General features: G+C 72.7%; 18 protein-coding genes. 11 read left to right on the forward strand and 7 right to left on the reverse strand.

The window, feature by feature from the left end:
• Positions 1 to 32: 32 nt before the first annotated feature.
• The 5 genes from ACIBK5_RS07345 to ACIBK5_RS07365 are packed head-to-tail and all read left to right on the forward strand — an operon-like array spanning position 33 to position 4291.
• Positions 33 to 1376: an L-fuconate dehydratase gene (locus ACIBK5_RS07345; RefSeq protein ID WP_399017093.1), complete on the forward strand. Its 1344-nt coding sequence runs from the start codon at positions 33 to 35 to the stop codon at positions 1374 to 1376.
• On the forward strand, positions 1373 to 2128 hold the full coding sequence (locus ACIBK5_RS07350) for an SDR family NAD(P)-dependent oxidoreductase (protein ID WP_399017094.1): 756 nt from the start codon (positions 1373 to 1375) through the stop codon (positions 2126 to 2128). Before ACIBK5_RS07345 ends, ACIBK5_RS07350 begins: the two co-directional genes overlap by 4 nt.
• Complete coding sequence (locus ACIBK5_RS07355) at positions 2125 to 3147, forward strand: aldo/keto reductase (protein ID WP_399017096.1); 1023 nt, start codon at positions 2125 to 2127, stop codon at positions 3145 to 3147. The genes ACIBK5_RS07350 and ACIBK5_RS07355 overlap by 4 nt, the downstream gene beginning before the upstream one ends.
• Complete coding sequence (locus ACIBK5_RS07360) at positions 3144 to 3461, forward strand: L-rhamnose mutarotase (RefSeq protein ID WP_189722496.1); 318 nt, start codon at positions 3144 to 3146, stop codon at positions 3459 to 3461. The genes ACIBK5_RS07355 and ACIBK5_RS07360 overlap by 4 nt, the downstream gene beginning before the upstream one ends.
• A complete protein-coding gene (locus ACIBK5_RS07365) occupies positions 3458 to 4291 on the forward strand; it encodes an amidohydrolase family protein (RefSeq protein WP_399017099.1) in 834 nt (277 codons plus the stop codon). The genes ACIBK5_RS07360 and ACIBK5_RS07365 overlap by 4 nt, the downstream gene beginning before the upstream one ends.
• Here the strand turns inward: ACIBK5_RS07365 and ACIBK5_RS07370 are convergent.
• Entirely contained in the window at positions 4279 to 5700 is a 1422-nt protein-coding gene (locus ACIBK5_RS07370; RefSeq protein ID WP_399017101.1) for a lipase maturation factor family protein, read from the reverse strand. The genes ACIBK5_RS07365 and ACIBK5_RS07370 overlap by 13 nt on opposite strands.
• Positions 5701 to 5832: 132 nt before the next feature.
• On the opposite strand from ACIBK5_RS07370, the gene ACIBK5_RS07375 reads away from it, so the two are divergent.
• From ACIBK5_RS07375 to ACIBK5_RS07385, 3 genes are all read left to right on the forward strand, one after another.
• On the forward strand, positions 5833 to 6951 hold the full coding sequence (locus tag ACIBK5_RS07375; RefSeq protein ID WP_399017102.1) for a DUF6777 domain-containing protein: 1119 nt from the start codon (positions 5833 to 5835) through the stop codon (positions 6949 to 6951).
• Positions 6952 to 7027: 76 nt separating this feature from the next.
• On the forward strand, positions 7028 to 9115 hold the full coding sequence (locus ACIBK5_RS07380; RefSeq protein ID WP_399017104.1) for a SpoIIE family protein phosphatase: 2088 nt from the start codon (positions 7028 to 7030) through the stop codon (positions 9113 to 9115).
• Positions 9116 to 9137: 22 nt separating this feature from the next.
• Complete coding sequence (locus ACIBK5_RS07385; RefSeq protein WP_399017106.1) at positions 9138 to 10001, forward strand: Fpg/Nei family DNA glycosylase; 864 nt, start codon at positions 9138 to 9140, stop codon at positions 9999 to 10001.
• A 7-nt stretch (positions 10002 to 10008) separates the two neighbouring features.
• Here the strand turns inward: ACIBK5_RS07385 and ACIBK5_RS07390 are convergent, their stop codons facing one another.
• From ACIBK5_RS07390 to ACIBK5_RS07405, 4 genes are all read right to left on the reverse strand, one after another.
• Positions 10009 to 11190, reverse strand: a complete 1182-nt coding sequence (locus ACIBK5_RS07390; RefSeq protein WP_399017108.1) for a PP2C family protein-serine/threonine phosphatase — start codon at positions 11188 to 11190, stop codon at positions 10009 to 10011.
• A gap of 116 nt (positions 11191 to 11306) precedes the next feature.
• A complete protein-coding gene (locus ACIBK5_RS07395; RefSeq protein ID WP_399017110.1) occupies positions 11307 to 11966 on the reverse strand; it encodes a zf-HC2 domain-containing protein in 660 nt (219 codons plus the stop codon).
• A 150-nt stretch (positions 11967 to 12116) separates the two neighbouring features.
• Entirely contained in the window at positions 12117 to 12629 is a 513-nt protein-coding gene (locus ACIBK5_RS07400; RefSeq protein ID WP_399017112.1) for a hypothetical protein, read from the reverse strand.
• 152 nt (positions 12630 to 12781) lie between these two features.
• Positions 12782 to 13327: a sigma-70 family RNA polymerase sigma factor gene (locus tag ACIBK5_RS07405; protein ID WP_306960889.1), complete on the reverse strand. Its 546-nt coding sequence runs from the start codon at positions 13325 to 13327 to the stop codon at positions 12782 to 12784.
• Between the two features lie 223 nt (positions 13328 to 13550).
• Here ACIBK5_RS07405 and ACIBK5_RS07410 point away from each other — a divergent pair, with 223 nt between their 5' ends.
• On the forward strand, positions 13551 to 14708 hold the full coding sequence (locus tag ACIBK5_RS07410; protein WP_399017114.1) for a CapA family protein: 1158 nt from the start codon (positions 13551 to 13553) through the stop codon (positions 14706 to 14708).
• Between the two features lie 237 nt (positions 14709 to 14945).
• Here the strand turns inward: ACIBK5_RS07410 and ACIBK5_RS07415 are convergent, their stop codons facing one another.
• Positions 14946 to 15407: a universal stress protein gene (locus ACIBK5_RS07415; protein ID WP_399017116.1), complete on the reverse strand. Its 462-nt coding sequence runs from the start codon at positions 15405 to 15407 to the stop codon at positions 14946 to 14948.
• Between the two features lie 89 nt (positions 15408 to 15496).
• Here ACIBK5_RS07415 and lysX point away from each other — a divergent pair, with 89 nt between their 5' ends.
• Positions 15497 to 18787: a bifunctional lysylphosphatidylglycerol synthetase/lysine--tRNA ligase LysX gene (gene lysX / locus ACIBK5_RS07420; protein ID WP_399017117.1), complete on the forward strand. Its 3291-nt coding sequence runs from the start codon at positions 15497 to 15499 to the stop codon at positions 18785 to 18787.
• 89 nt (positions 18788 to 18876) lie between these two features.
• Positions 18877 to 19710, forward strand: a complete 834-nt coding sequence (locus tag ACIBK5_RS07425) for a polysaccharide deacetylase family protein (protein ID WP_399017119.1) — start codon at positions 18877 to 18879, stop codon at positions 19708 to 19710.
• Between the two features lie 39 nt (positions 19711 to 19749).
• Here ACIBK5_RS07425 and ACIBK5_RS07430 read toward each other — a convergent pair whose 3' ends face one another.
• Positions 19750 to 20418, reverse strand: a complete 669-nt coding sequence (locus tag ACIBK5_RS07430) for a class F sortase (protein WP_399017121.1) — start codon at positions 20416 to 20418, stop codon at positions 19750 to 19752.
• Positions 20419 to 20478 lie beyond the last annotated feature (60 nt).

Below are 20478 nucleotides of genomic sequence, written 5' to 3' on the forward strand. Positions count from 1 at the left end.
CGCCCCCGCCCCCTGCAACCGAAAGGCCCTCCGTGTCCCCGACGCCCGCCCGCATCATCGCGGTCGACACCCACGACATCCGCTTCCCCACCTCGCGCGAGCTCGACGGCTCCGACGCGATGAACCCGGACCCCGACTACTCGGCGGCCTACGTCGTCCTGCGCACGGACGCGGCCGACGGGCACGAGGGACACGGATTCGCCTTCACCATCGGGCGGGGCAACGAGGTGCAGGTCGCCGCGATCGACGCGCTGCGCGGGCACCTGATCGGCCGCTCGGCCGACGAGCTGTGCGCCGACCCGTCCACCCTGAACCGCGACCTGATCGGCGACAGCCAGCTGCGCTGGCTCGGGCCCGAGAAGGGCGTGATGCACATGGCGATCGGCGCGGTCGTCAACGCCGTGTGGGACCTGGCCGCCAAGCGCGCAGGACTGCCGCTGTGGCGGCTGCTCGCCGAGGCCGAGCCCGCATGGCTGGTGCGCCAGATCGACTTCCGTTACCTCACCGACGCCCTCACCCCCGAGGAGGCCCTGACCCTGCTGCGCCGGGGCCGACAGGGCGCCGAGGAGCGCACGGCCCGGCTGCTGGAGCACGGCTACCCCGCCTACACCACCTCACCCGGCTGGCTCGGCTACGACGACGAGAAACTCACCCGGCTGGCGTCCCAGGCGGTCGCCGACGGCTTCCGGCAGATCAAGCTCAAGGTCGGCGCCGACCTCGAGGACGACATCCGCCGCTGCCGTGTCGCCCGTTCCGTCATCGGCCCGGACGTCCGCATGGCCGTCGACGCCAACCAGCGCTGGGACGTCGACGAGGCGATCCGCTGGACCAAGGCCCTCGCCGAGTTCGACCCGTACTGGATCGAGGAGCCCACCAGCCCCGACGACATCCTCGGCCACGCGGCCGTCCGCAGGGCCGTCGCCCCCGTGAAGGTCGCCACCGGTGAGCACGTGCACAACCGGATCGTCTTCAAGCAGCTCCTCCAGGCCGGCGCGCTCGACGTCGTCCAGATCGACGCGGCACGCGTCGGCGGCGTCCCCGAGAACCTCGCGATCCTGCTGCTCGCCGCCAAGTTCGGCGTGCCGGTCTGCCCGCACGCGGGCGGCGTCGGCCTGTGCGAACTGGTCCAGCACCTGTCGATGTTCGACTACGTGGCCCTGTCCGGCACCACCGAGGACCGCGTCATCGAGTACGTCGACCATCTGCACGACCACTTCCTCGACCCGGTGGTGATCCGCGAGGCTCACTACAGGGCACCTACCGCGCCGGGCTTCTCGGCCGCCATGCGGCCCGAGTCACTGGCGCGATTCACCTACCCGGGCGGCGAGTTCTGGGCCGCCGACCTCGACGAGCGGAAGAAGGGTCAGGCCGTATGAGCGACTTCGAGGGCGTCACAGCCCTGGTGACGGGCGGCGCCTCCGGCATCGGCCGGGCCACCGCCGACCTCCTGGCCGAGCGCGGCGCCCGGGTCGCCGTCCTCGACCTGGACCCGTCGCCGGTCGACAAGCCGCTGCTCGCCTATCGCGCGGACGTCACCGACGACGCGTCCGTGCGCGAGGCGGTGGCGTCGGCGGTCGCCGACCTCGGCGGTCTTGACGTCCTGGTCAACAACGCGGGCATCGGCGCCCAGGGCACCGTCGAGGACAACCCCGACGACGAATGGCACCGCGTCCTGGACGTCAACGTCGTCGGCATGGTCCGCACCGCCCGCGCCTGCCTGCCCCACCTGCGCGCCTCCGCGCACGCCGCGATCGTCAACACCTGCTCCATCGCCGCCACCGCGGGCCTGCCGCAGCGCGCCCTGTACAGCGCCACCAAGGGCGCCGTGTACTCCCTCACCCTCGCCATGGCCGCCGACCACGTCCGCGAGGGCATCCGCGTCAACTGCGTCAACCCGGGCACGGTCGACACGCCCTGGGTCGGCCGGCTCCTCGACGCCGCGCCCGAACCGGCCGCCGAACGCGCCGCCCTGGAGGCCCGCCAGCCCACCGGCCGCCTGGTCTCCGCGGCCGAGGTCGCGGGTGCCATCGCCTATCTGGCCGGTCCCCTCTCCGGTGCCACCACCGGCACCGCCCTCGCCGTCGACGGCGGCATGCAGGGCCTGCGGCTGCGCCCGGTGGCCCGGTGAACCGGCTCGGCGGCAGCGACGTCGAGGTCAGCGCCCTGTCCTTCGGCGCCGCCGCGATCGCCAACCTCTATTCCGAAGTCGGCGAGGCGCAGGCGCACGACGCCGTGGAGGCCGCCTGGCAGCGGGGCATCCGCTACTTCGACACCGCCCCGCACTACGGCCTCGGCCTCTCCGAACGCCGCCTCGGCGCCGCCCTGCGCGACCGCCCCCGGCGCCAGTACACGATCTCCACCAAGGTGGGCCGCCGCCTGGAGCCCTCGGACGGCACCGGCGACGACCTGGCCCACGGGTTCGCCGTGCCCGCCACCCACCGCCGCGTGTGGGACTTCAGCGCCGACGGCGTACGACGCACCCTGGAGGCCAGCCTGGAACGGCTCGGCCTCGACCGGGTCGACGTCGTCTACCTCCACGACCCCGACGAGCACGCCGAAGAGGCCTTCCGGGAGGGCTATCCGGCCCTGGAGAAACTCCGCTCCGAGGGCGTGGTCGGCGCGATCGGCGCCGGCATGAACCAGGCGGAGATGCTCACCCGCTTCGTCCGCGACACCGACGTCGACGTGGTGCTCTGCGCCGGCCGCTACACCCTGCTCGACCAGAGCGCCCTCACCGACCTGCTGCCCGCGGCCCGGGAACGCGGCACGTCCGTCGTCATCGGCGGCGCCTTCAACTCCGGCCTGCTGGCGAACCCGCGGCCGGGCGCGACGTACAACTACACCGTCGCACCCTCCGAGCTGGTCGAACGCGCCCTGCGGCTGAAGTCCGTCGCCGACCGCCACGGCACCACGCTGCGCGCCGCCGCCCTGGCCTTCTGCGCCGCCCACCCGGTCGTCGCCAGTGTCCTCGTCGGGGCCCGCTCGGCGCACGAGGTCCGCGACTGTGCCCACCAGTTCGCCGCGCGCGTGCCGCTCGCGTTCTGGCAGGACCTGCGCGCGGGGGGCCTGCTGCCCGCCGACGCCCCCGTCCCCACCGAGGAGCCGTCCGAGGAGCCGTCCAAGGAGCCGTCCGAGGAGCCGTCATGAGAGTCGCCCTGCACACCAAGGTCCGCGCCGATCGCATCGCCGCGTACGAGGCAGCCCACAGGGAGGTCCCGGAGGAACTCACCGACGCCATCCGGGCCGCCGGCGCCACCTCCTGGACGATCTGGCGCAGCGGCACCGACCTGTTCCACGTCCTGGAGTGCGAGGACTACGCCCGTCTCCTCGCCGAACTGGAGAAACTCCCGGTCAACGTCGCCTGGCAGGCCCGCATGGCCGAGCTGCTGGACGTCGTGCACGACTACTCCGGCGAGGGCGCCGACGCCGGCCTGCCGGTCGTCTGGGAGCTGCCGTCATGACCGTGGTCGACGCCCACCACCACGTGTGGGACCTGTCCGTACGGGACCAGGACTGGATCACCGGCCCCGAACTCGCGCCCCTGCGCCGCGACTTCACCATGAAGGACCTCGAACCCGGGGCGAGAGCGGCCGGAGTGGACCGCACGGTCCTCGTCCAGACGATCACCGTGCCCGAGGAGACCCCGGAGTTCCTGGCTCTGGCCGAGGAGCACGACCTGATCGCGGGCGTCGTCGGCTGGACCGATCTCACCCGCCCCGACGTCGCGGAGGAACTGGCCCGGCTGCGGGAACTCCCCGGCGGCCGCCACCTCAAGGGCATCCGCCACCAGATCCAGGGCGAACCCGACCCGGAATGGCTGCTGCGCCCGGACGTCACCCGGGGACTGGCCGCCGTCGCCGACGCCGGGCTGGTCTACGACCTCGTGGTCCTGCCGCATCAGCTCCCGGCCTGCGCGCGGGCCGCCGCGGACCTGCCCGGCCTCACCTTCGTCCTCGACCACCTGGGCAAACCGCCCGTCGCCTCCGGCGCCCTCGAACCCTGGGCAGCCGGCCTGCGCGCCCTCGCCGCCCTGCCCAACACGGTCGCCAAGCTGTCCGGCCTGGTCACCGAGGCCGACCTCGCCTCCTGGACCGTCGAGGACCTGCGCCCGTACGCCGACGTGGCGCTGGAGGCCTTCGGGCCGGACCGTCTGATGTACGGCTCGGACTGGCCGGTGTGCACGCTCGCCGCCTCGTACGGCGACACCCTCGACCTCGTACGCCGTCTGACCCCCGAGCACGATCACGAGCAGATCCTCGCGACCACCGCCATCCGCGTCTACGGCCTCTGAGCCGGCTCCGCCAGCCGCGTCGGCGGCAGGTACTCCCTTACATACGTCCGTTCCCAGCACGCGCCCGTCTCCCGCAGCTCGCGCCATGTCGTGTAGCGGTAGCGGAACAGGCGGGCGCGCACGTACCGCGGGGGTACGTCCGGCGGGAACGGCGAGCGGCGCAGCAGCTTCAGTGTCGCCCGGTCGTTCTCCAGCAGCCGCTCCACCAGCGTGCCGAACCAGGAACCGGCGTACGCGGGGGAGAGGGCCGCGAACCACATCATCCAGTCCAGCCGCAGATGGTAGGGCGCGAACTGGCGCGGCCAGCGCCGCGGATCGCCCGGCTTGCCCTTGAACTCGTACTCCCGCCAGTCCGAGTCCGGGCGCGGCACGTCGTCCGCCGTCCCCTCGACCACCACCTCGTAGCGGACCCGGCTCACACTGCCGAACGCCCCGTAGGTGTTGACCAGATGGACCGGGTCGAAGGAGCGGTTCATCACCTGGCCGCGGGAGATCATGTTCCGGACCGGCTGATAGCTGAGGCCCACGAGCAGCGCGGCCACCGCCAGCACCACGACCACGTACCAGAGCGGGGCACCGGGCACGTCCGGCGGATCGGCCGGGAACCGTACCGCCGACAGGGCCAGCACGATCGTGATCCAGTTCAGCCAGGAGAAGTTGCCCGACAGCACCAGCCACAGCTGGGTGACGATCATCAGCGCGGCGGCGGCCGTCGCGACCGGCTGCGGGGTGAACAGCAGGAACGGCACCACGAGTTGGGTGACATGGTTCGCGGCCACCTCGGCCCGGTGCAGGGGTTGGGGCAGCCGGTGGAAGAACCAGCTCAGCGGGCCCGGCATCGGCTGGGTCTCGTGATGGTGGTCCAGACAGGTCAGCTTCCGCCAGCACTCGTCGCCGCGCATCTTGATCAGTCCCGCGCCGAACTCCACACGGAACAGGATCCACCGCAGCAGGAACAGCACGACGACCGGCGGCGCCACCTCGTCGTTGCCGAGGAACACGGCGAGGAAGCCGACCTCCAGCAGCAGCGACTCCCAGCCGAACGAGTACCAGGTCTGCCCGACGTTCACGATCGACAGATACAGCACCCACGGCACCAGCCACAGCAGCATCCCGCCCCACAGCGGCAGCAGCGAGTCGAGCCCGGCCAGCAGCGCCGCCGACACCGCGCAGCCCGCCCAGGCGCAGAGCGCGAAGAAGCGGTCCGAGTAGTGCAGCTGGAACAGGCTCGGCGCACGCTTGAACGGCACCCGCTCGACGAACTCCGGCACCGGCAGCATCCCGTGCCGCCCGATCAGCGCGCGGAACTGGAGCGCCGCCGTCAGGAACGCGGCCAGATACACGGCGGCCAGCGCCCGCTGGAAGACCAGCCGGCTCAGCCAGTAGTCGGATGTGGTGAACCAGTCCACGGCCGTGCGCTCCTCCCGATGCCGCGCCGGACCCCAGTGTCACGCTCCGTGCGGCGCCGCTCCGGTTGCGTAACCCAAGCGAGTGAAGCAAACAATAGGGGCGAATGGCCGGAAACGAGGCAGGAGGACCGGGTGCGGACGGTGCGGACACACACCGGGACCTTCGCCATGGCCTGTGTGCTCTCGACGGCGCTCCTCCTCTCGGGCTGCGGCACCGACGGCGACGGCGACGGCGACGACGCGGACGCCGGCGGAGAGCTCTTCCTCCAGCCGGCCGCGGCCCGGGGTCCGGACCCCTTCACGGACTCCACGGCCACCACGACGGCTACCCCGTCCGGCGCCCCGCGAACGCCGGGGAGAGCCGGCCCGGACGGCCCGTCCCGGATCTCCGCAGGCCTCGGCGGACCGCGCTCGCTCTCCGGCGGGACACCCGGCCTGTACGGCGGCATCGAGCGGACCGGCAGTTGCGACATCGCGCGGCAGATCGGCCACCTCACCCGCGACCGGGCCAGGATCCGCGCCTTCGCCCGGGTCGCGGGCGTCTCCCCGGCGGCCGTCCCGGACTACGTGCGCCGGCTGACCCCGCTGGTGCTGCGCGCCGACACCCGCGTCACGAACCACGGTTTCCGGGCCGGACGGGCGAGCGGCTACCAGTCCGTCCTCCAGGCGGGCACCGCCGTCCTGGTCGACGACCGGGGCGTGCCGCGCGTCCGCTGCGCCTGCGGCAACCCGCTGCGTCCGCCGCTGGCTATCCGGGGCACGCCGCGCGGCCACGGCAGCCCCTGGCCCGGCTACCGGCCCGAGGAGGTGATCGTCGTGACCCCGGCCCCGCAGGTGATCACCGACTTCACGATCATCGACCTCGCCGCCCGCACCTGGATCGAACGGCCGACCGGCCACGACGTACGCCACGACCGGTCCCTGCCGCCACCGCTCTGGGCGAAGCGGCCGCCGGCGTCGACCGCGCCCTCGTCCTTCCCCCCGGTCGAACCCGAGGCCACTTCGCGTGAGCCCCGGGTCGCTCCGCCTGAGCCCGGCCTCTCCCCGGGCGTGGACAGTACGGCTCCCCGGGACCCGGGCTCCCCGGCAGACGAGGTTCCACCGCCCGTGGCACCGCCCGAGGAGACCGCCCCGCTTCCCGACGAACCGGCTCCGCCGGACCCAGGCGGCTCCGGTGAGGTCGGCCCCGACACCGTGCCGGACAGCCCCGACCTGCCCGACGGAGCCGGTCTGATCCCCGATGGCGACTGAGGGACGCTCGGGCCGGGAGGCCTCTACGCTCGGCACATCGGTCGAAGAATCGGATGATTACTGGCAAGGTGGGCCCATGGCTGATCGGGGAGGGAGCGCCCTGTCACTCCCGGACGACTGGCCCGCCCACCCGGATCCGATCCTCGCGCTCAACCGGATGGGCAGTTTCGACTGGGATCTCGACACCGGCCTCATGCAGATGGACGCCCAGGCCCACGACATCTTCGACGTGCGCCCCGACGAGTACGACGACCGCCCCGCGACCCTCTCCAAGCGCGTCCCGCCCGGCGAGGCACGGCGCCTGGACACCGCGGTCTCCCAGGCCCTGAAGGACGGCAGCGAGAACTACGGCGCCTACTTCCGCATGCGCCGCCGCGACGGCACCCTGCGCTGGACGCACACCCAGGGCTACATCCGGCGCGACGACACCGGACGGCCCCGCCGCATCATCGGCATCGTCCGGGACGCCACCCAGGAACTCGGCGAGAGCGAGGCCCGCCTCGACCAGGCCGCCCGGGACGAGGCCCGCCGGGAGCAGACCAGCGTCGTCGAACTCACCACGGCCGCCCTCGCCCACGCACGCACCGTTCAGGACGTCATCGACGTCCTGAAGGACACCCACGGCCTCGTCCACCTGGGCGCCACCAGCCTGGTCATGGGCCTGGTGGAGGCCGGGCGCATCCGCCTGGTCGCCGAGGGGCCCTCGGACAGCTTCGTGCCGGGCACCCGCGTCACCCGGATCGACGAGCCCTACCCGATGAGCGAGGCCGTGCGGACCCTCGGCCCCCGCTTCATCGAATCGCCGGAGGAGTTCGCCGAGCGCTACCCGATCCTGTGGCCGCACATCACCGGCCTGAACATCACCTCGGCCGCCTATCTGCCGCTCATCGTCCAGGCCCAGCCCATCGGCGCGATGGGCCTGCTCTACAGCGACCGGCACGGCTTCACACCCGAGGAGCGCAACATCCTCGTCGCCCTCGGCAGCAGCATCGCGCAGAGCCTGCAGCGGGCCATGTTCTACGAGCAGGAGATGGACCTCGCACAGGGCCTCCAGCAGGCCATGCTGCCCCGGAGCATCCCGAGCGTGCCCGGGGCCGACGTCGCCGTCCGCTACCGCGCCGCCACCATCGGCGGCTCCGTCGGCCGTGACATCGGCGGCGACTGGTACGACCTCATCCCGCTGCCCGGCGGCCGGGTCGGCGCCGTCATCGGCGACGTCCAGGGCCACGACACACACGCGGCCGCCGTCATGGGCCAGCTGCGCATCGTGCTGCGCGCCTACGCCGCCGAGGGGCACACCCCGGCCACCGTCATGGCCCGCGCCTCCGTCTTCCTGCACGAACTCGACACCGACCGCTCCGCGACCTGCCTCTACGCCGAGGCCGACCTGTCCACCGGCGTGCTCCAGATGGTCCGGGCCGGCCACATCGACCCGCTCGTGCGCCGGCCCGACGGGTCCTGCCGCCGCGTCACCGTCCCGGGCGGTCTGCCGCTCGGTCTGTCCGCCGAGTTCGGCCGCCTGGAGTACCCGGTGGGCACCGTGGAGCTCGACCCCGGGGACACCCTGCTGCTGTGCACCGACGGCCTGGTGGAGCAGCCCGGCGCCGACCTCGACGACGGGATGCGCACCCTCACCGCGCTCGTCGCCACCGGCCCCGACGACGTACGCGACCTCGCCGACCGGCTCATCGACGTGGCCGCCGAGCGCTGCGGCGACGACGACGTGGCGCTGCTCCTGCTGCGCCGGCGCGGCCCGGAGGGCCCGCAGTCCGGCCGTCGGCTCCAGCGGCACGTGGCCCCGGGCGACCCGACGGCCCTGACCGAGGCCCGGCACATGATCCGCACCGCGGTCGGCGTCTGGGGAGCCCGGGACCGCGCCGACGAGATCGAACTGGTCGCCGACGAGCTGATCACCAACGCCCTGATGCACACCGAGGGCTCCGCGATCGTCACCCTGAGGGCCCTCACCGGCTCCGGGCCCCGGCTGCGCGTCGAGGTCGAGGACTCCTCCAGCGCCCTGCCGCGCCGCCGCGAGGCCGGCGAGTCGGGCGTCTCCGGACGGGGCCTGCTGCTGGTGGAGCTGCTCACCGACGCCTGGGGCGTGGAGGCGCGCGGCGGCGGCAAGGCCGTGTGGTGCGAGTTCGTGGTGCCCGACCAGCACTGACCACGCATGGCACTCTGGACTCATGCCGGAACTCCCCGAGGTCGAGGCGCTCAAGGACTTCCTGGCCGAGCACCTCGTCGGCCATGAGATCGTCCGGGTGCTGCCCGTCGCGATCAGCGTCCTGAAGACGTACGACCCGCCCCTGTCCGCGCTGGAGGGGCACGAGGTCGCCGCCGTACGCCGGTACGGCAAGTTCCTCGACATCGCGACCTCGGACGGCCCGCACTTCGTGACGCACCTGGCCCGCGCGGGCTGGCTGCACTGGAAGGACCGCCTGCCCGACGGCCCGCCCCGCCCCGGCAAGGGCCCCCTCGCGCTGCGTGTGGCCCTGGAGACCGGCTCCGGCTTCGACCTGACCGAGGCCGGCACCCAGAAGCGGCTCGCCGTGTACGTCGTGGGGGACCCGCAGGAGGTCCCGGGCGTCGCCCGGCTCGGCCCGGACCCCCTCGCGGGCGACTTCGACGAGCGGCGCTTCGCGGAACTCCTGGCCGGTGAACGGCGGCAGCTCAAGGGCGCGTTGCGTGACCAGAGCCTGATCGCGGGCGTGGGCAACGCCTACAGCGACGAGATCCTGCACGCGGCGAGGATGTCGCCCTTCAAACTGGCCGCGTCCCTGAGTCCGGAGGAGACCCACCGGCTGTACGAGGCCCTGCGCGACACGCTCACCGAGGCCGTCGAACGCTCCCGGGGCGTGGCGGCCGGGCGGCTGAAGGCCGAGAAGAAGAGCGGTCTGCGCGTCCACGGCCGCACCGGCGAGCCGTGCCCGGTGTGCGGCGACACCGTGCGGGAGGTGTCCTTCAGCGACTCCTCGCTCCAGTACTGCCCGACCTGCCAGACGGGCGGCAAGCCGCTGGCGGACCGCAGGATGTCCCGGCTGCTGAAGTGACGCGCCGTCACCGGGCCGGGGGTGACCACTCGAACATGAGGATGGTCGCGTCGTCCCGCAGCCGGCTGCCGGACGAGTCGAGGATGGAGTGGATGAGCCGCCGCAGCGTCTCGGAGGCCAGCTCGCCCGCCGCCGTCGCCCGGATGATGTAGTCGGCGAACTGCTCGAGACCGAACTCCGCGCCGTCGCCGGCCCTGGCCTCGGTGACCCCGTCGCTGTACATCAGCACCCGGTCGCCGGGCTTCAGAGCGATCTCGTGCGTCCGCCGCTTCAGCCCGGCCAGCCGGGACGGCAGACCCATCGGCGGTTCCGGCTCGCGCCGCATGGCACCGACGTCCGGCCGTCTGTCACGGATGAGCAGTGGCGTGGGATGCCCGCAGTTGCACCACCGCAGCACCCCGGTGGCCAGGTCCAGCTGGGCCAGGACCCCCGTGCAGAACTGGTCGGGGAGCCACTGCGCCAGCGCGTCGTCGACGCTCTGCACCAGGTCGGGCAGGTCCGCCCCGGCCCGCCGGGCATTGCGGCTCGCGGCCAGGCACACGGCCGTGGTGAGCCCGGAGGCCAGGTCGTGTCCCATGGCGTCGAGGACCGTGGCGTGCAGGGCCGTCTCGGTGAGGGAGTGGTCGAAGGCGTCACCGCCGAGCTCGTAGGCCGGCTCCAGCACGGCCGTGGACACGACGTGCGCGGTGCCGATCGTGCGCGGCGGCAGAAAGGCCCGCAGCATCTCGGCGGGCAGCCGCATCGGTTCGGTGCGCGTACGCCGGACGAAGGAGTCCTGGTACGCCCGCGCGGACGTGATCACCATGGCGAGGAGCGCGGCGAGGGCCTTGCCGCGGCGCAGCACGGCCGGGGTCAGCGAGGCCGAGTGCACGGCGAGGACTCCGAGGCGTTCCGCGCCGTCCACGAGGGGGACCCAGGCCGTCATGCCGCCCGACGCGGACTCCTCCACGCGCAGGGACTGGGTGCGGTAGGTCCAGCCGGCGAGCGAGTCGTCGACGAGCAGGGGCGAGGCCACGTCGGTGAGCGGCACGAGCCGGCGCTGCTGGATGTCGGCGAGGTACACAGCGGAGTCCTGGAGCCCCAGGGCCTCGGTGCAACGGGCCACCGCGGTGGTCAGGTCCAGCGCCCTGTTACCCGGGTCGGCGAGGTACTCCTCCAGGTGGCCGTCGCCGACCTGTGACGCCGCCACCTCGTCTCCCCTCGTCGCCGGCCTCGGACACCAGGCTGTCTCCGGGTGCGCCGACCAGCAGTCTCACACCGGGGCACGCGGGACGCCCGGCGACAGGGGCGGACGGACGACACCCGCTAGCGCGGCTGAAGCTTCACGAGGACCTCTCCGGACGCCGAGCGGACCTCGTAGCGGGCGGTCTCGGCCGGGTGCTTGGACGAGCTGGCCATCATCGTGTTGGGATGGGTGTCGTGGCCGGGGCCGTGCCAGCTGGTCGCGGTCTCCTCGGAGCCGTCGCGGCCGACGATCACCAGGTGGCAGGAGCGCGGACCGGCCGCGTCCTTGACCTTCAGCTCGACCTGGCTGCCCGAGGCCTTGTCCTCGACCGTGACCTGGGCCCAGACGCCCGAGCGCGCGTCGGTCGCCGCGACCGTCAGGGGCGCCTCGCCCTCGCTGCTGCCCTCGGCCATCATCGCGACGCCGGGTACGGACACCGCGAACACCACCGAGGCGGCCAGGGCGAACAGCAGGCGTCTGCGTCCGGCCCGGCGCTTCGTCGCCACCTCGGCCAGCAGCCGGTCCAGCATGCGCGGTCCGGGCTGCGCCATCGGGTGCACGAACCGTGGTGTCGCCCGCCGGTACAGCATCAACTGCCGTGTCGTGGCGCCAAATTCCGTCACCTCTGCAGCGCACCGAGGGCACTCCATGAGGTGGTCCTCGAAGCGGAAGGCCTCCGCCTCGTCCAGCACGCCGAGCGCGTAGGCGCCGACGTCGCGATGCCGTTCCAGGGACCTCATGCCGAATCCTCGTGCCGTTGGGTGCGGGTGGGGTTACTCCTTGCTCCCACCGGTACGGACCAGGCAGCGGAATCACTCAAGGCGGTGACACAATCGCAACCTATGGATTCGGAGCCCTCCGTCCGGCGGATTGGTCGGGGGCGCAGAAATCTAAAAAAGATGGATCGCGAGGTGTCCCAGCGGCAGTCCGAGCTGCCAGGCGGGCGTCCAGACCTTCGGCCCCTCGTCCTCCCCGACGACCGGTGCACCGCCCGGCACCGCGTTCAGATCGGGCGCGAGCAGCTCCGTCTCCTGCAGCCAGCGCCAGGCCTCGTCCGCCAGGTCCAGGTCCGGGGCGGGCCGCCCCTCCCGCGCGGCCGCGACGGCCAGCTCGGCGAGCCGCTCGCGCACCCACTCCTGCCACGGCTGGTCGTACGCGGTCAGTGACAGCCACGTCTCCAGCTGGGTGACGACCCGGATGCCGGACAGCTCCCCGTCGGTGTCCGAGAGGAAGATGGTCAGCGCCAGGGCGTCCCGCCCCGCCCGGAACTCGAAGGACGTCGGCGGCATCAGATCGCCGGTCCGCAGCAGCTCGTCGGCGATGTACTCGGCGTACAACCACGCCATGGGGACGGTCAGTTCCCCGCCGGCGCCGTCCGTGCTCTCTTCACCTCTGTGCAGCATCCCTTCCCGCCTTCCTCCGGTACGTGCGCGTAGCCCGACACCGGGCCCCGGGGGCGCTGTCGGCCCTCTCCGGAACACGGATGAGAACAGCCGATTACTCAACCGGGGTGTTCAGCAAGGCGCTTTACGGAGGCTTGACCCGAGCATTGGTTTCAGCGCAGGTCGGCGGCGTATCCGGGAAGCACCCGGCGCAGGGCGCGCAGCGCGTAGTACGCGCGGGACTTCACGGTACCGGGCGGGATCCCGAGGGTCGCCGCGGCTTCCGCCACACTCGCCCCCTGGAAGTACACGAGCACCAGGACTTCACGGTGCTCCGGAGTGAGTGTCTTCACAGCCTGACGGACGTCGAGCATCGCCGCGGCCCGCTCGGCGTGGTCGGAGATGACCCGCGCGTTCTCCAGCACCGCGTCGCCGACCTCGGCCGGACGCGCCTGCCGGGCCCGCCGGGCGTCGATCGCGAGGCGCCGCCCGACGGTCATCAGCCAGGGCCGTACGGAGTCGAAGTCGTCGGCGCGCAGGGCCTCGGGGTGCTGCCAGGCGCGTACGAGCGTCTCCTGCACCAGGTCCTCCGCGCGCTGCCGGTCACCGTCGCAGAGCCGGAGCAGGAGCGCGAAGAGGGGCCGGCCGTGCTCCCGCTGCAGTGCGGCGAGCTCGTGCTCGGCGGTCGTCCCGTTCGTGAGGGTGGATCCGGCCGTCATGGCCGTATGCCACCCCAGGGCGCAGCCGGGGGGACAGGGCACGTACCCGCCCGTGCGGCGGACGGTCGATCGCGTCGACGAACGGTTCGACGAACGGTCACCGCGCCCGGACCGGTGTGTTCCGGACGGGCTAATGAGCGTGTCGGAGCCGCGTGGGACGGCACGAGCCTTCTTTCCTGATGGTGCGTAAATACGACCACAACGCCCACAAAGGGGTGAATGGATGATCGCTCGCAGTCGACAGGTGGCCCTGGCCCTGACCGTCGTCCTCGCCGCGGGCGCGGCCTGCCAGGCCCGCGGCAGCCATGAACCGCGCGGCCCGGGACGCCCGGCACCGTCCTCCGCAGTGCTCCGCGGCTTCACACTCGTCGCCTCCGGCGATGTCCTCCCGCACAGCTCGATCATCGACCGGGCCCGCTTCGACGCCGGCGGCACCGGCTACGACTTCCGGCCGATGTTCGAAGGGATCCGCCCCGTCGTCTCCCGCGCCGACGTGGCCCTGTGCCACATGGAGACCGTCTACGGCGAGAACGGCGCCTACACCGGCTACCCCACCTTCAAGTCCCCGCCCGAGGTGGCCCAGGCCCTCGCCGTCACCGGCTACGACGGCTGCTCCACCGCCTCCAACCACACCCTGGACGACGGCGCCGACGGCATCCGGCGCACCCTCGACGCCCTCGACCGCGCGGGCGTACGGCACGCCGGCTCGGCACGCGCCGAGGAGGAGGCGCGCGCGGTGACCGTCCTCCAGGCGGGCTCGGCGAAGATCGCCCATCTCGCCTACACCTACGACACCAACGGCATCCCGCTCCCGGCCGGACAGCCCTGGGCCGTGAACCTCATCGACGAGGGCACGATCCTCGCGGACGCCCGGGCCGCACGCCGGGCGGGCGCCGACGTGGTCGTCGTCTCCCTGCACTGGGGCACCGAGTGGCAGGACGCGCCCGACGACCAGCAGCTGAGCCTGTCCCGGAACCTCACCGCCGCGCGCAGCGGCTCACGCCCCGACATCGACCTGATCCTCGGCACCCACGCGCACGTCCCGCAGGCCTACGAGAAGGTCAACGGCACCTGGGTGATCTACGGCATGGGCGACCAGATCGCCGGAGAGATGACCAACCACCAGGGCGCCAAGGACCCGCGCGGCAACCAGTCCACCCTCGGCCGCTTCACCTTCGCCCCGCCCGCACGGCCGGGCGGCCGCTGGGAGGTGACGAAGGCCGAGTTCGTGCCGCAGCTGTTCGACGTCGACGCCGGCCGCGTCGTGAACCTCAACCGTGCCATCGCCCAGGGCGCCGACGGACAGGCCGTCCGCGACCGCATCCGGGACGTCGTACTCGGCAGGGGCGCGGCCAAGGACGGACTGGTGATGGGGGAGTAGCCCGGAGCACCCGCCCGGCCGTGCGCCCGTGGCCGCCCCAGGGCGCGACGGCGTGACTCAGGTCGTGCGCGACGAGGGACGCGGGCCGCAGCCGGTGGTGCGTGAACGCTCGGCCCGTCCCCGGGCGGTCACCTGCCGGACCAGACCGGTCGCCGGGGCGCACTCGTCCACCACCAGCGCGACCCGGGGACCGGCCCGCACCCGGTCGAGGAGGCGGGCCCAGGGACCAGGGTCCTCCTACGGCACCACCGTCACCGGCCACCGACCGGCCTTCACCAGCCGTACCGCCACCGAGCCGACGATCCGGTGGCCGGCCTGCTCGGACGCGCCCACGACCACGGCGTCCGCCTTGAGTTCGTCGGCCGCCTGCACCAGGCCGTTGTACGGATCGCCGGGGAACGTGTGGAACTCCCAGCGGACCTCGAAGATCCCCTTGAGGCGCTCGGCCGCGTCCCGGATCTGCGCCACCAGCTCCTCGGCTATCTCGTCGGTCGTCCCGGCCACCGGCGCCCCCAGCGCAGCCCCCGCCGCCAGTACCGGCTGCACGTACACCACGGCGAGCAGCGCGTGCTGCCGCCGGGCCAGGCCACCGGCGTAGGCCGCGGCCCGCAGGGAGGAGTCGGAGCCGTCCACTCCGACCACGATCACCTTCGGCCCGTCCGTGCCCCGCTCGAACTGATGGGCGTGCTGTTCCGTCACGCCGCGAGGCTATCGGAGCCCTCCGGTCCGGCCGCCGGCCGGGAGCGCTCGACGGGCGAGAAGAGGCGGGTGTTCCTAGAGTCGAAAGCATGAGTGCCATCGCGGACACCGGGACGGCCGAGAAGGACACCGGAGGTCCGATACGGCCGCCCCGCGGCCGGGCCCACGGGCTCCTGGGCCGGGTACCCGAGGGCTTCGCGGTCTTCTTCGGCGTCCTCGGCCTGCTCTGCGCCCTGCTGGCGCTCATCCCGCCACTGCGCACCGGACTGCGCCCGCTCGTCCGCTTCCTGGACCTGCTGCTCGTCCCCGTCAGCGCCAACCTCGCCTACGCGGTCTTCCTGTTCCTGCTCGCCGCCGCGACCGGAGCCCGCAAGAAGATCGCCTGGTGGCTGGTCGTCGTGTACCTGGGCCTGCTGGTCCTGTCCGACATCCTCGGCATGGCCGTGGGCCAGTTCGCCGAGTCCGTCCCGTCCTTCGTGGTGTGCGGCCTCGCCCTCGCCCTGCTGATCGTCGCCCGCGGAGAGTTCTACGCCGCCTCCCGCCGCGCCGCCGTACGCCGTGCCCTCGCCGTCCTGGTGGCCGGTCTGGTCGTGGCGATCCTGGCCGGCTGGGCCCTGGTGGCGGCCTTCCCCGGCACCCTGCCCGGCGACCAGCGACTGGCCTGGGCCGCGAACCGGGTCCTGGGCGGCCTGGTGCCCGCGGGCAGCTTCGACGGCCGCCCGCCGCACGCCCTGTACTTCCTGCTCGGTCTGTTCGGCGCGCTCGCCCTGCTGAACGCCACCGCCACCCTCTTCCGCTCCCAGCGCCTGGAAGCCGCCCTCCACGACGACGAGGAGACCCGCATCCGCGCCCTCCTCGGCCGCTACGGCGACCAGGACTCCCTCGGCTACTTCGCCACCCGCCGCGACAAGGCCGTCGTCTTCTCACCCAGCGGCAAGGCCGCCGTCACCTACCGCGTCGAGGCCGGGGTGTGCCTGGCCAGCGGCGACCCGGTCGGCGACCGGGAGGCCTGGCCGCACGCGATCGCCGCCTGGCAGGACGTGGCCCGCCGCTACGCCTGGATTCCGGCCGTGATGGGCGCCTCCGAAGAAGGCGCCAGGGCGTACGTGCGCGCCGGACTCGGCGCGCTCCAGCTCGGCGACGAGGCGATCCTGCACGTCCTCGACTTCGACCTCGACGGCCGCGACATGCGCGTCACCCGCCAGGCCGTCAACCGGGTCCGCCGCACCGGCGCCGGCTGCCGGGTCCGCCGCCACTCCACCCTGAGCGAGGAGGAGATGCGGCAGCTCGTCGAACGGGCCGACGCCTGGCGCGATACCGAGACCGAACGCGGCTTCTCCATGGCCCTGGACCGGCTCGGCGACCCGGCCGACGGCGACTGCCTCCTCGTCGAGGCCCACGACAAGGACGGCCGGCTCCTCGCGATCCAGTCCTTCGTGCCCTGGGGCAAGGACGGCGTCTCCCTGGACCTGATGCGCCGTGACCGCACCGCCCCCAACGGCGTCATGGAGTTCATGGTCGCCGAACTGTGCCACGCCGCCCCGAAACTCGGCGTGCGCAAGGTCTCGCTGAACTTCGCCGTGTTCCGCTCCGTGTTCGAGGAGGGTGCCCGCATCGGCGCCGGACCGGTGCTCCGCCTCTGGCGCCGTCTGCTGCTGTTCTTCTCCAAGTGGTGGCAACTGGAGGCCCTGTACCGGTCCAACGCCAAGTACCGCCCCGAGTGGTACCCCCGCTTCCTCTGCTACGCGGAGGCGGCCTCCCTCGCCAAGGTCGGTCTCGCCTCCGGCATCGCCGAGGGCTTCGTCTCCGTACCGTCGATGCGCAAGTTGTGGGGAAGAGGGCACCCGAAGGGCGGACAGCGGCCCGTCACCACCGAGGGGCTGCCGTCGTTGGCGGCGCTCGGCCTCGCCGGAGGGGACGGGACCGGGCCCGCCGACCCCCTCTCCGGCCTCTCCGACCAGGTCCGTGTCCGGCACCGCAAGCTCGACCGGCTGCGCGCCGCCGGCACCGACCCCTACCCGGTGGGCCTCCGGCCCCGCACCCACACCCTCGCCGAGGTCGCCAAGGGCGAGGAGGTCACCGTCGCCGGCCGGATCATGCTGGTCCGCGACTTCGGCGGCATCGTCTTCGTCGTGCTGCGCGACTGGTCGGGCGACCACCAGCTCGCCCTCACCCGCGACCGCTCCGGCGACGCCCTCGACCGCTTCACCGCCGACACCGACATCGGCGACCACATCACCGCCACCGGCCGTGCGGGCGTCAGCGACCGGGGCGAGCCGACCGTGTTCGTCACCTCCTGGCAGCTCACCGGCAAGTGCCTGCGCCCCCTGCCCGACAAACGCCGGGGCCTCGCCGACCCGGAGGCCAAGGTCCGCCGCCGCTATCTCGACCTGGTCGCCAGCCCCGACGCCCGCGAGGTGATCCGGGCCCGCTCCACCGCCGTCCAGGCCCTGCGCCAGGGCCTGCTGGAACGCGGCTACCTCGAGGTCGAGACGCCGATGCTCCAGCAGATCCACGGCGGCGCCAACGCCCGCCCCTTCACCACCCACATCAACGCCTACGACCTCGACCTGTATCTGCGCATCGCCCCCGAGCTGTACCTGAAGCGGCTGTGCGTCGGCGGCCTGGAGAAGGTCTTCGAACTGGGCCGCACCTTCCGCAACGAGGGCGTCTCCTACAAGCACAACCCCGAGTTCACGATGCTGGAGGCCTACCAGGCCTTCGCCGACTACGACGTGATGCTCGACCTCGTCCGCGAACTGATCCAGGGCGCCGCGACCGCCGCGTTCGGCACCCCCGTGGCCCACAAGGACGGCAAGGAGTACGACATCTCCGGGCAGTGGCCCGTCAAGACCGTCCACGGCGCCATCAGCGAGGCCCTCGGCGAGGAGATCCATGCCGGCACCGGCCTGCCCGAGCTGCTCCGGCTGTGCGACCGCGTGGGCGTGCCGTACACCGCCGACGACGGCCCCGGCGACGTCGTCCTGGAGATGTACGAACGGCTCGTCGAGGAACGGACCCAGCTGCCCACCTTCTACAAGGACTTCCCGACCGACGTCTCCCCGCTGACCCGGCAGCACCGCACCGACCCGCGCCTCGCCGAACGCTGGGACCTCGTCGCCTTCGGCACCGAACTGGGCACCGCCTACTCGGAGCTGACCGACCCCGTCGAGCAGCGCCGCCGCCTCACCGCCCAGTCCCTGCTCGCCGCCGGCGGCGACCCCGAGGCGATGGAACTCGACGAGGACTTCCTCGACGCCCTCGAGTACGCCATGCCGCCCACCGGCGGCCTCGGTATCGGCGTCGACCGGCTGGTCATGTTCCTCACCGGCCTGACGATCCGGGAGACCCTGCCCTTCCCCCTGGTGCGCCGCCGCTGACCCGTCTGCGTGAGCCGTCCGGGTGAAACCGCGCCGCCGCACCGGTGTTGCTCAGGTGCGCCGGTCTCCCGCCGGGCGACTCATGAGTCATGAAGAAGGATCAGTTGCTCACCCGTCGCCGGGTGTTGCTCGCCGGCTCCGGCTTCGTGGGCGTCGCCGCCACGGCCGGTGTGTTCGCGGGGGTCACCGGGGGCGGCTCCGCCGGGACCGTCCCGGCCGCCGGGCCCCAGGCCCGCCGCCCAATCAGCTCCTCCGCGTACCGGCTCCAGCCCCTGACCGGATACGGCCCGCCGCATGCCGCGCCCCGCCGGACCCTGGTACGGCGCGCACCGCTGCTGCGCTTCTCCGAACGCGGCCGCCACATGGTGCTGACCTTCGACGACGGCCCCGACCCCCGCTACACCCCGGCCGTCCTTGACACCCTCGCCAAGTACGACGTGCGCGCGATGTTCTTCGTGTGCGGCGGCATGGTCGCCGGCAACAGGGAACTGCTGGCGCGGATGGCCGAAGAGGGCCACGTCGTCGGGAACCACACCTGGTCCCACCCGCTGCTCACCCGCCTCACCCGCCGGGAGATCCGCTCCGAGATGGAACGCACCTGCGACGTCATCGAGGACGGCTACGGCGAGCGCCCCGAGTGGTTCCGCGCCCCCTACGGCGCCTGGAACCGCACCGCGTTCCGGCTCGGCGCCCAACTCGGTATGGAACCCCTCGCCTGGACGATCGACACCCTCGACTGGACCACCCCCGGCACCCGGTCCATCGTCCGCCGGGTGGAGAACGGCGCCGCCCCCGGCGTCGTGGTGCTCTCCCACGACGCCGGGGGCGACCGCTCGCAGAGTGTGCGGGCCCTGCGGCGCTATCTGCCCGAACTGCTGGACGCCGGCTACCACGTCACCGTCCCCCGGCGGCACTACGCGTGAAGGGAGCCGTCAGGCTTTCGCCCGCCCGGAAGGGAACGCTCAGCGCACCTCGACCGCGCGGGCGAAGGCCACGACGTTGCCCGCGTAGCCGTTCTGCTGGGAGAAACCGCCGCCGCAGGTGATGACCCGCAGTTCCGCCGCGCCCTTGGACGCGTACACACGGTCGCCCGGGAAGTTGTCCTTCTCGAACACCTCGACGCCGTAGATCTCGAACACGACGGTCTTTCCGTCCTGCCGGGCGACCTCGACTCGGTTTCCCTTCTTCAGGGCGCCGAGCGCGTAGAACACGGCGGGGCCCAGCTGGTTGTCGACATGGCCGACGACGACCGCGGTGCCCTTCTCGCCGGGAGTGACGGCCCCGGTGAACCAGCCCGCCAGATTCGGGTCCTCCGGCGGGGGCGCTCCGACCCAGCCGTCCGCGTCAAGGCCCACGGGAATGATCGGCGTGTCCACCTGGATCGCCGGGATCCTGACCCGGTCCGGGAGCGAGTAGGGCAGGGGCTGCACGGTCCCGGCGAAGGTGGCGCCGGGCACCCGGCCGTCCGTCGCGGCCGCCGTCGCCGGCTGCGGCGGACCCTCGTCGAATTCCCCCGAACCATTCCGGATGAGGGCGAGGCCGGTCAGCAGAACCAGCGCTATCACGCCCCACGGGGCGCGCTTCTTCGGCCGCGCCTCCTCTTCGGCCTGGGCCAGCTCGGACGCAGACATTCGCCATCCCCTCTCGACGCGGCCGTCGCCGTGTCTTTCGCGCATATCAGAACGCTAAGT

Origin of the sequence: Streptomyces sp. NPDC050546 (genome assembly GCF_044457425.1) — a bacterium.
In the GTDB taxonomy this organism is placed as follows: domain Bacteria; phylum Actinomycetota; class Actinomycetes; order Streptomycetales; family Streptomycetaceae; genus Streptomyces.

Coding starts and splice junctions, on each gene's coding strand:
- ACIBK5_RS07350 (WP_399017094.1), top strand. CDS start 1,373: ATGAGCGACTTCGAGGGCGTCACAGCCCTGGTGACGGGCGGCGCCTCC.
- ACIBK5_RS07360 (WP_189722496.1), top strand. CDS start 3,144: ATGAGAGTCGCCCTGCACACCAAGGTCCGCGCCGATCGCATCGCCGCG.
- ACIBK5_RS07365 (WP_399017099.1), top strand. CDS start 3,458: ATGACCGTGGTCGACGCCCACCACCACGTGTGGGACCTGTCCGTACGG.
- ACIBK5_RS07380 (WP_399017104.1), top strand. CDS start 7,028: ATGGCTGATCGGGGAGGGAGCGCCCTGTCACTCCCGGACGACTGGCCC.
- ACIBK5_RS07385 (WP_399017106.1), top strand. CDS start 9,138: ATGCCGGAACTCCCCGAGGTCGAGGCGCTCAAGGACTTCCTGGCCGAG.
- ACIBK5_RS07395 (WP_399017110.1), bottom strand. CDS start 11,966: ATGAGGTCCCTGGAACGGCATCGCGACGTCGGCGCCTACGCGCTCGGC.
- ACIBK5_RS07400 (WP_399017112.1), bottom strand. CDS start 12,629: ATGCTGCACAGAGGTGAAGAGAGCACGGACGGCGCCGGCGGGGAACTG.
- ACIBK5_RS07405 (WP_306960889.1), bottom strand. CDS start 13,327: ATGACGGCCGGATCCACCCTCACGAACGGGACGACCGCCGAGCACGAG.
- ACIBK5_RS07410 (WP_399017114.1), top strand. CDS start 13,551: ATGATCGCTCGCAGTCGACAGGTGGCCCTGGCCCTGACCGTCGTCCTC.
- lysX (WP_399017117.1), top strand. CDS start 15,497: ATGAGTGCCATCGCGGACACCGGGACGGCCGAGAAGGACACCGGAGGT.
- ACIBK5_RS07425 (WP_399017119.1), top strand. CDS start 18,877: ATGAAGAAGGATCAGTTGCTCACCCGTCGCCGGGTGTTGCTCGCCGGC.
- ACIBK5_RS07430 (WP_399017121.1), bottom strand. CDS start 20,418: ATGTCTGCGTCCGAGCTGGCCCAGGCCGAAGAGGAGGCGCGGCCGAAG.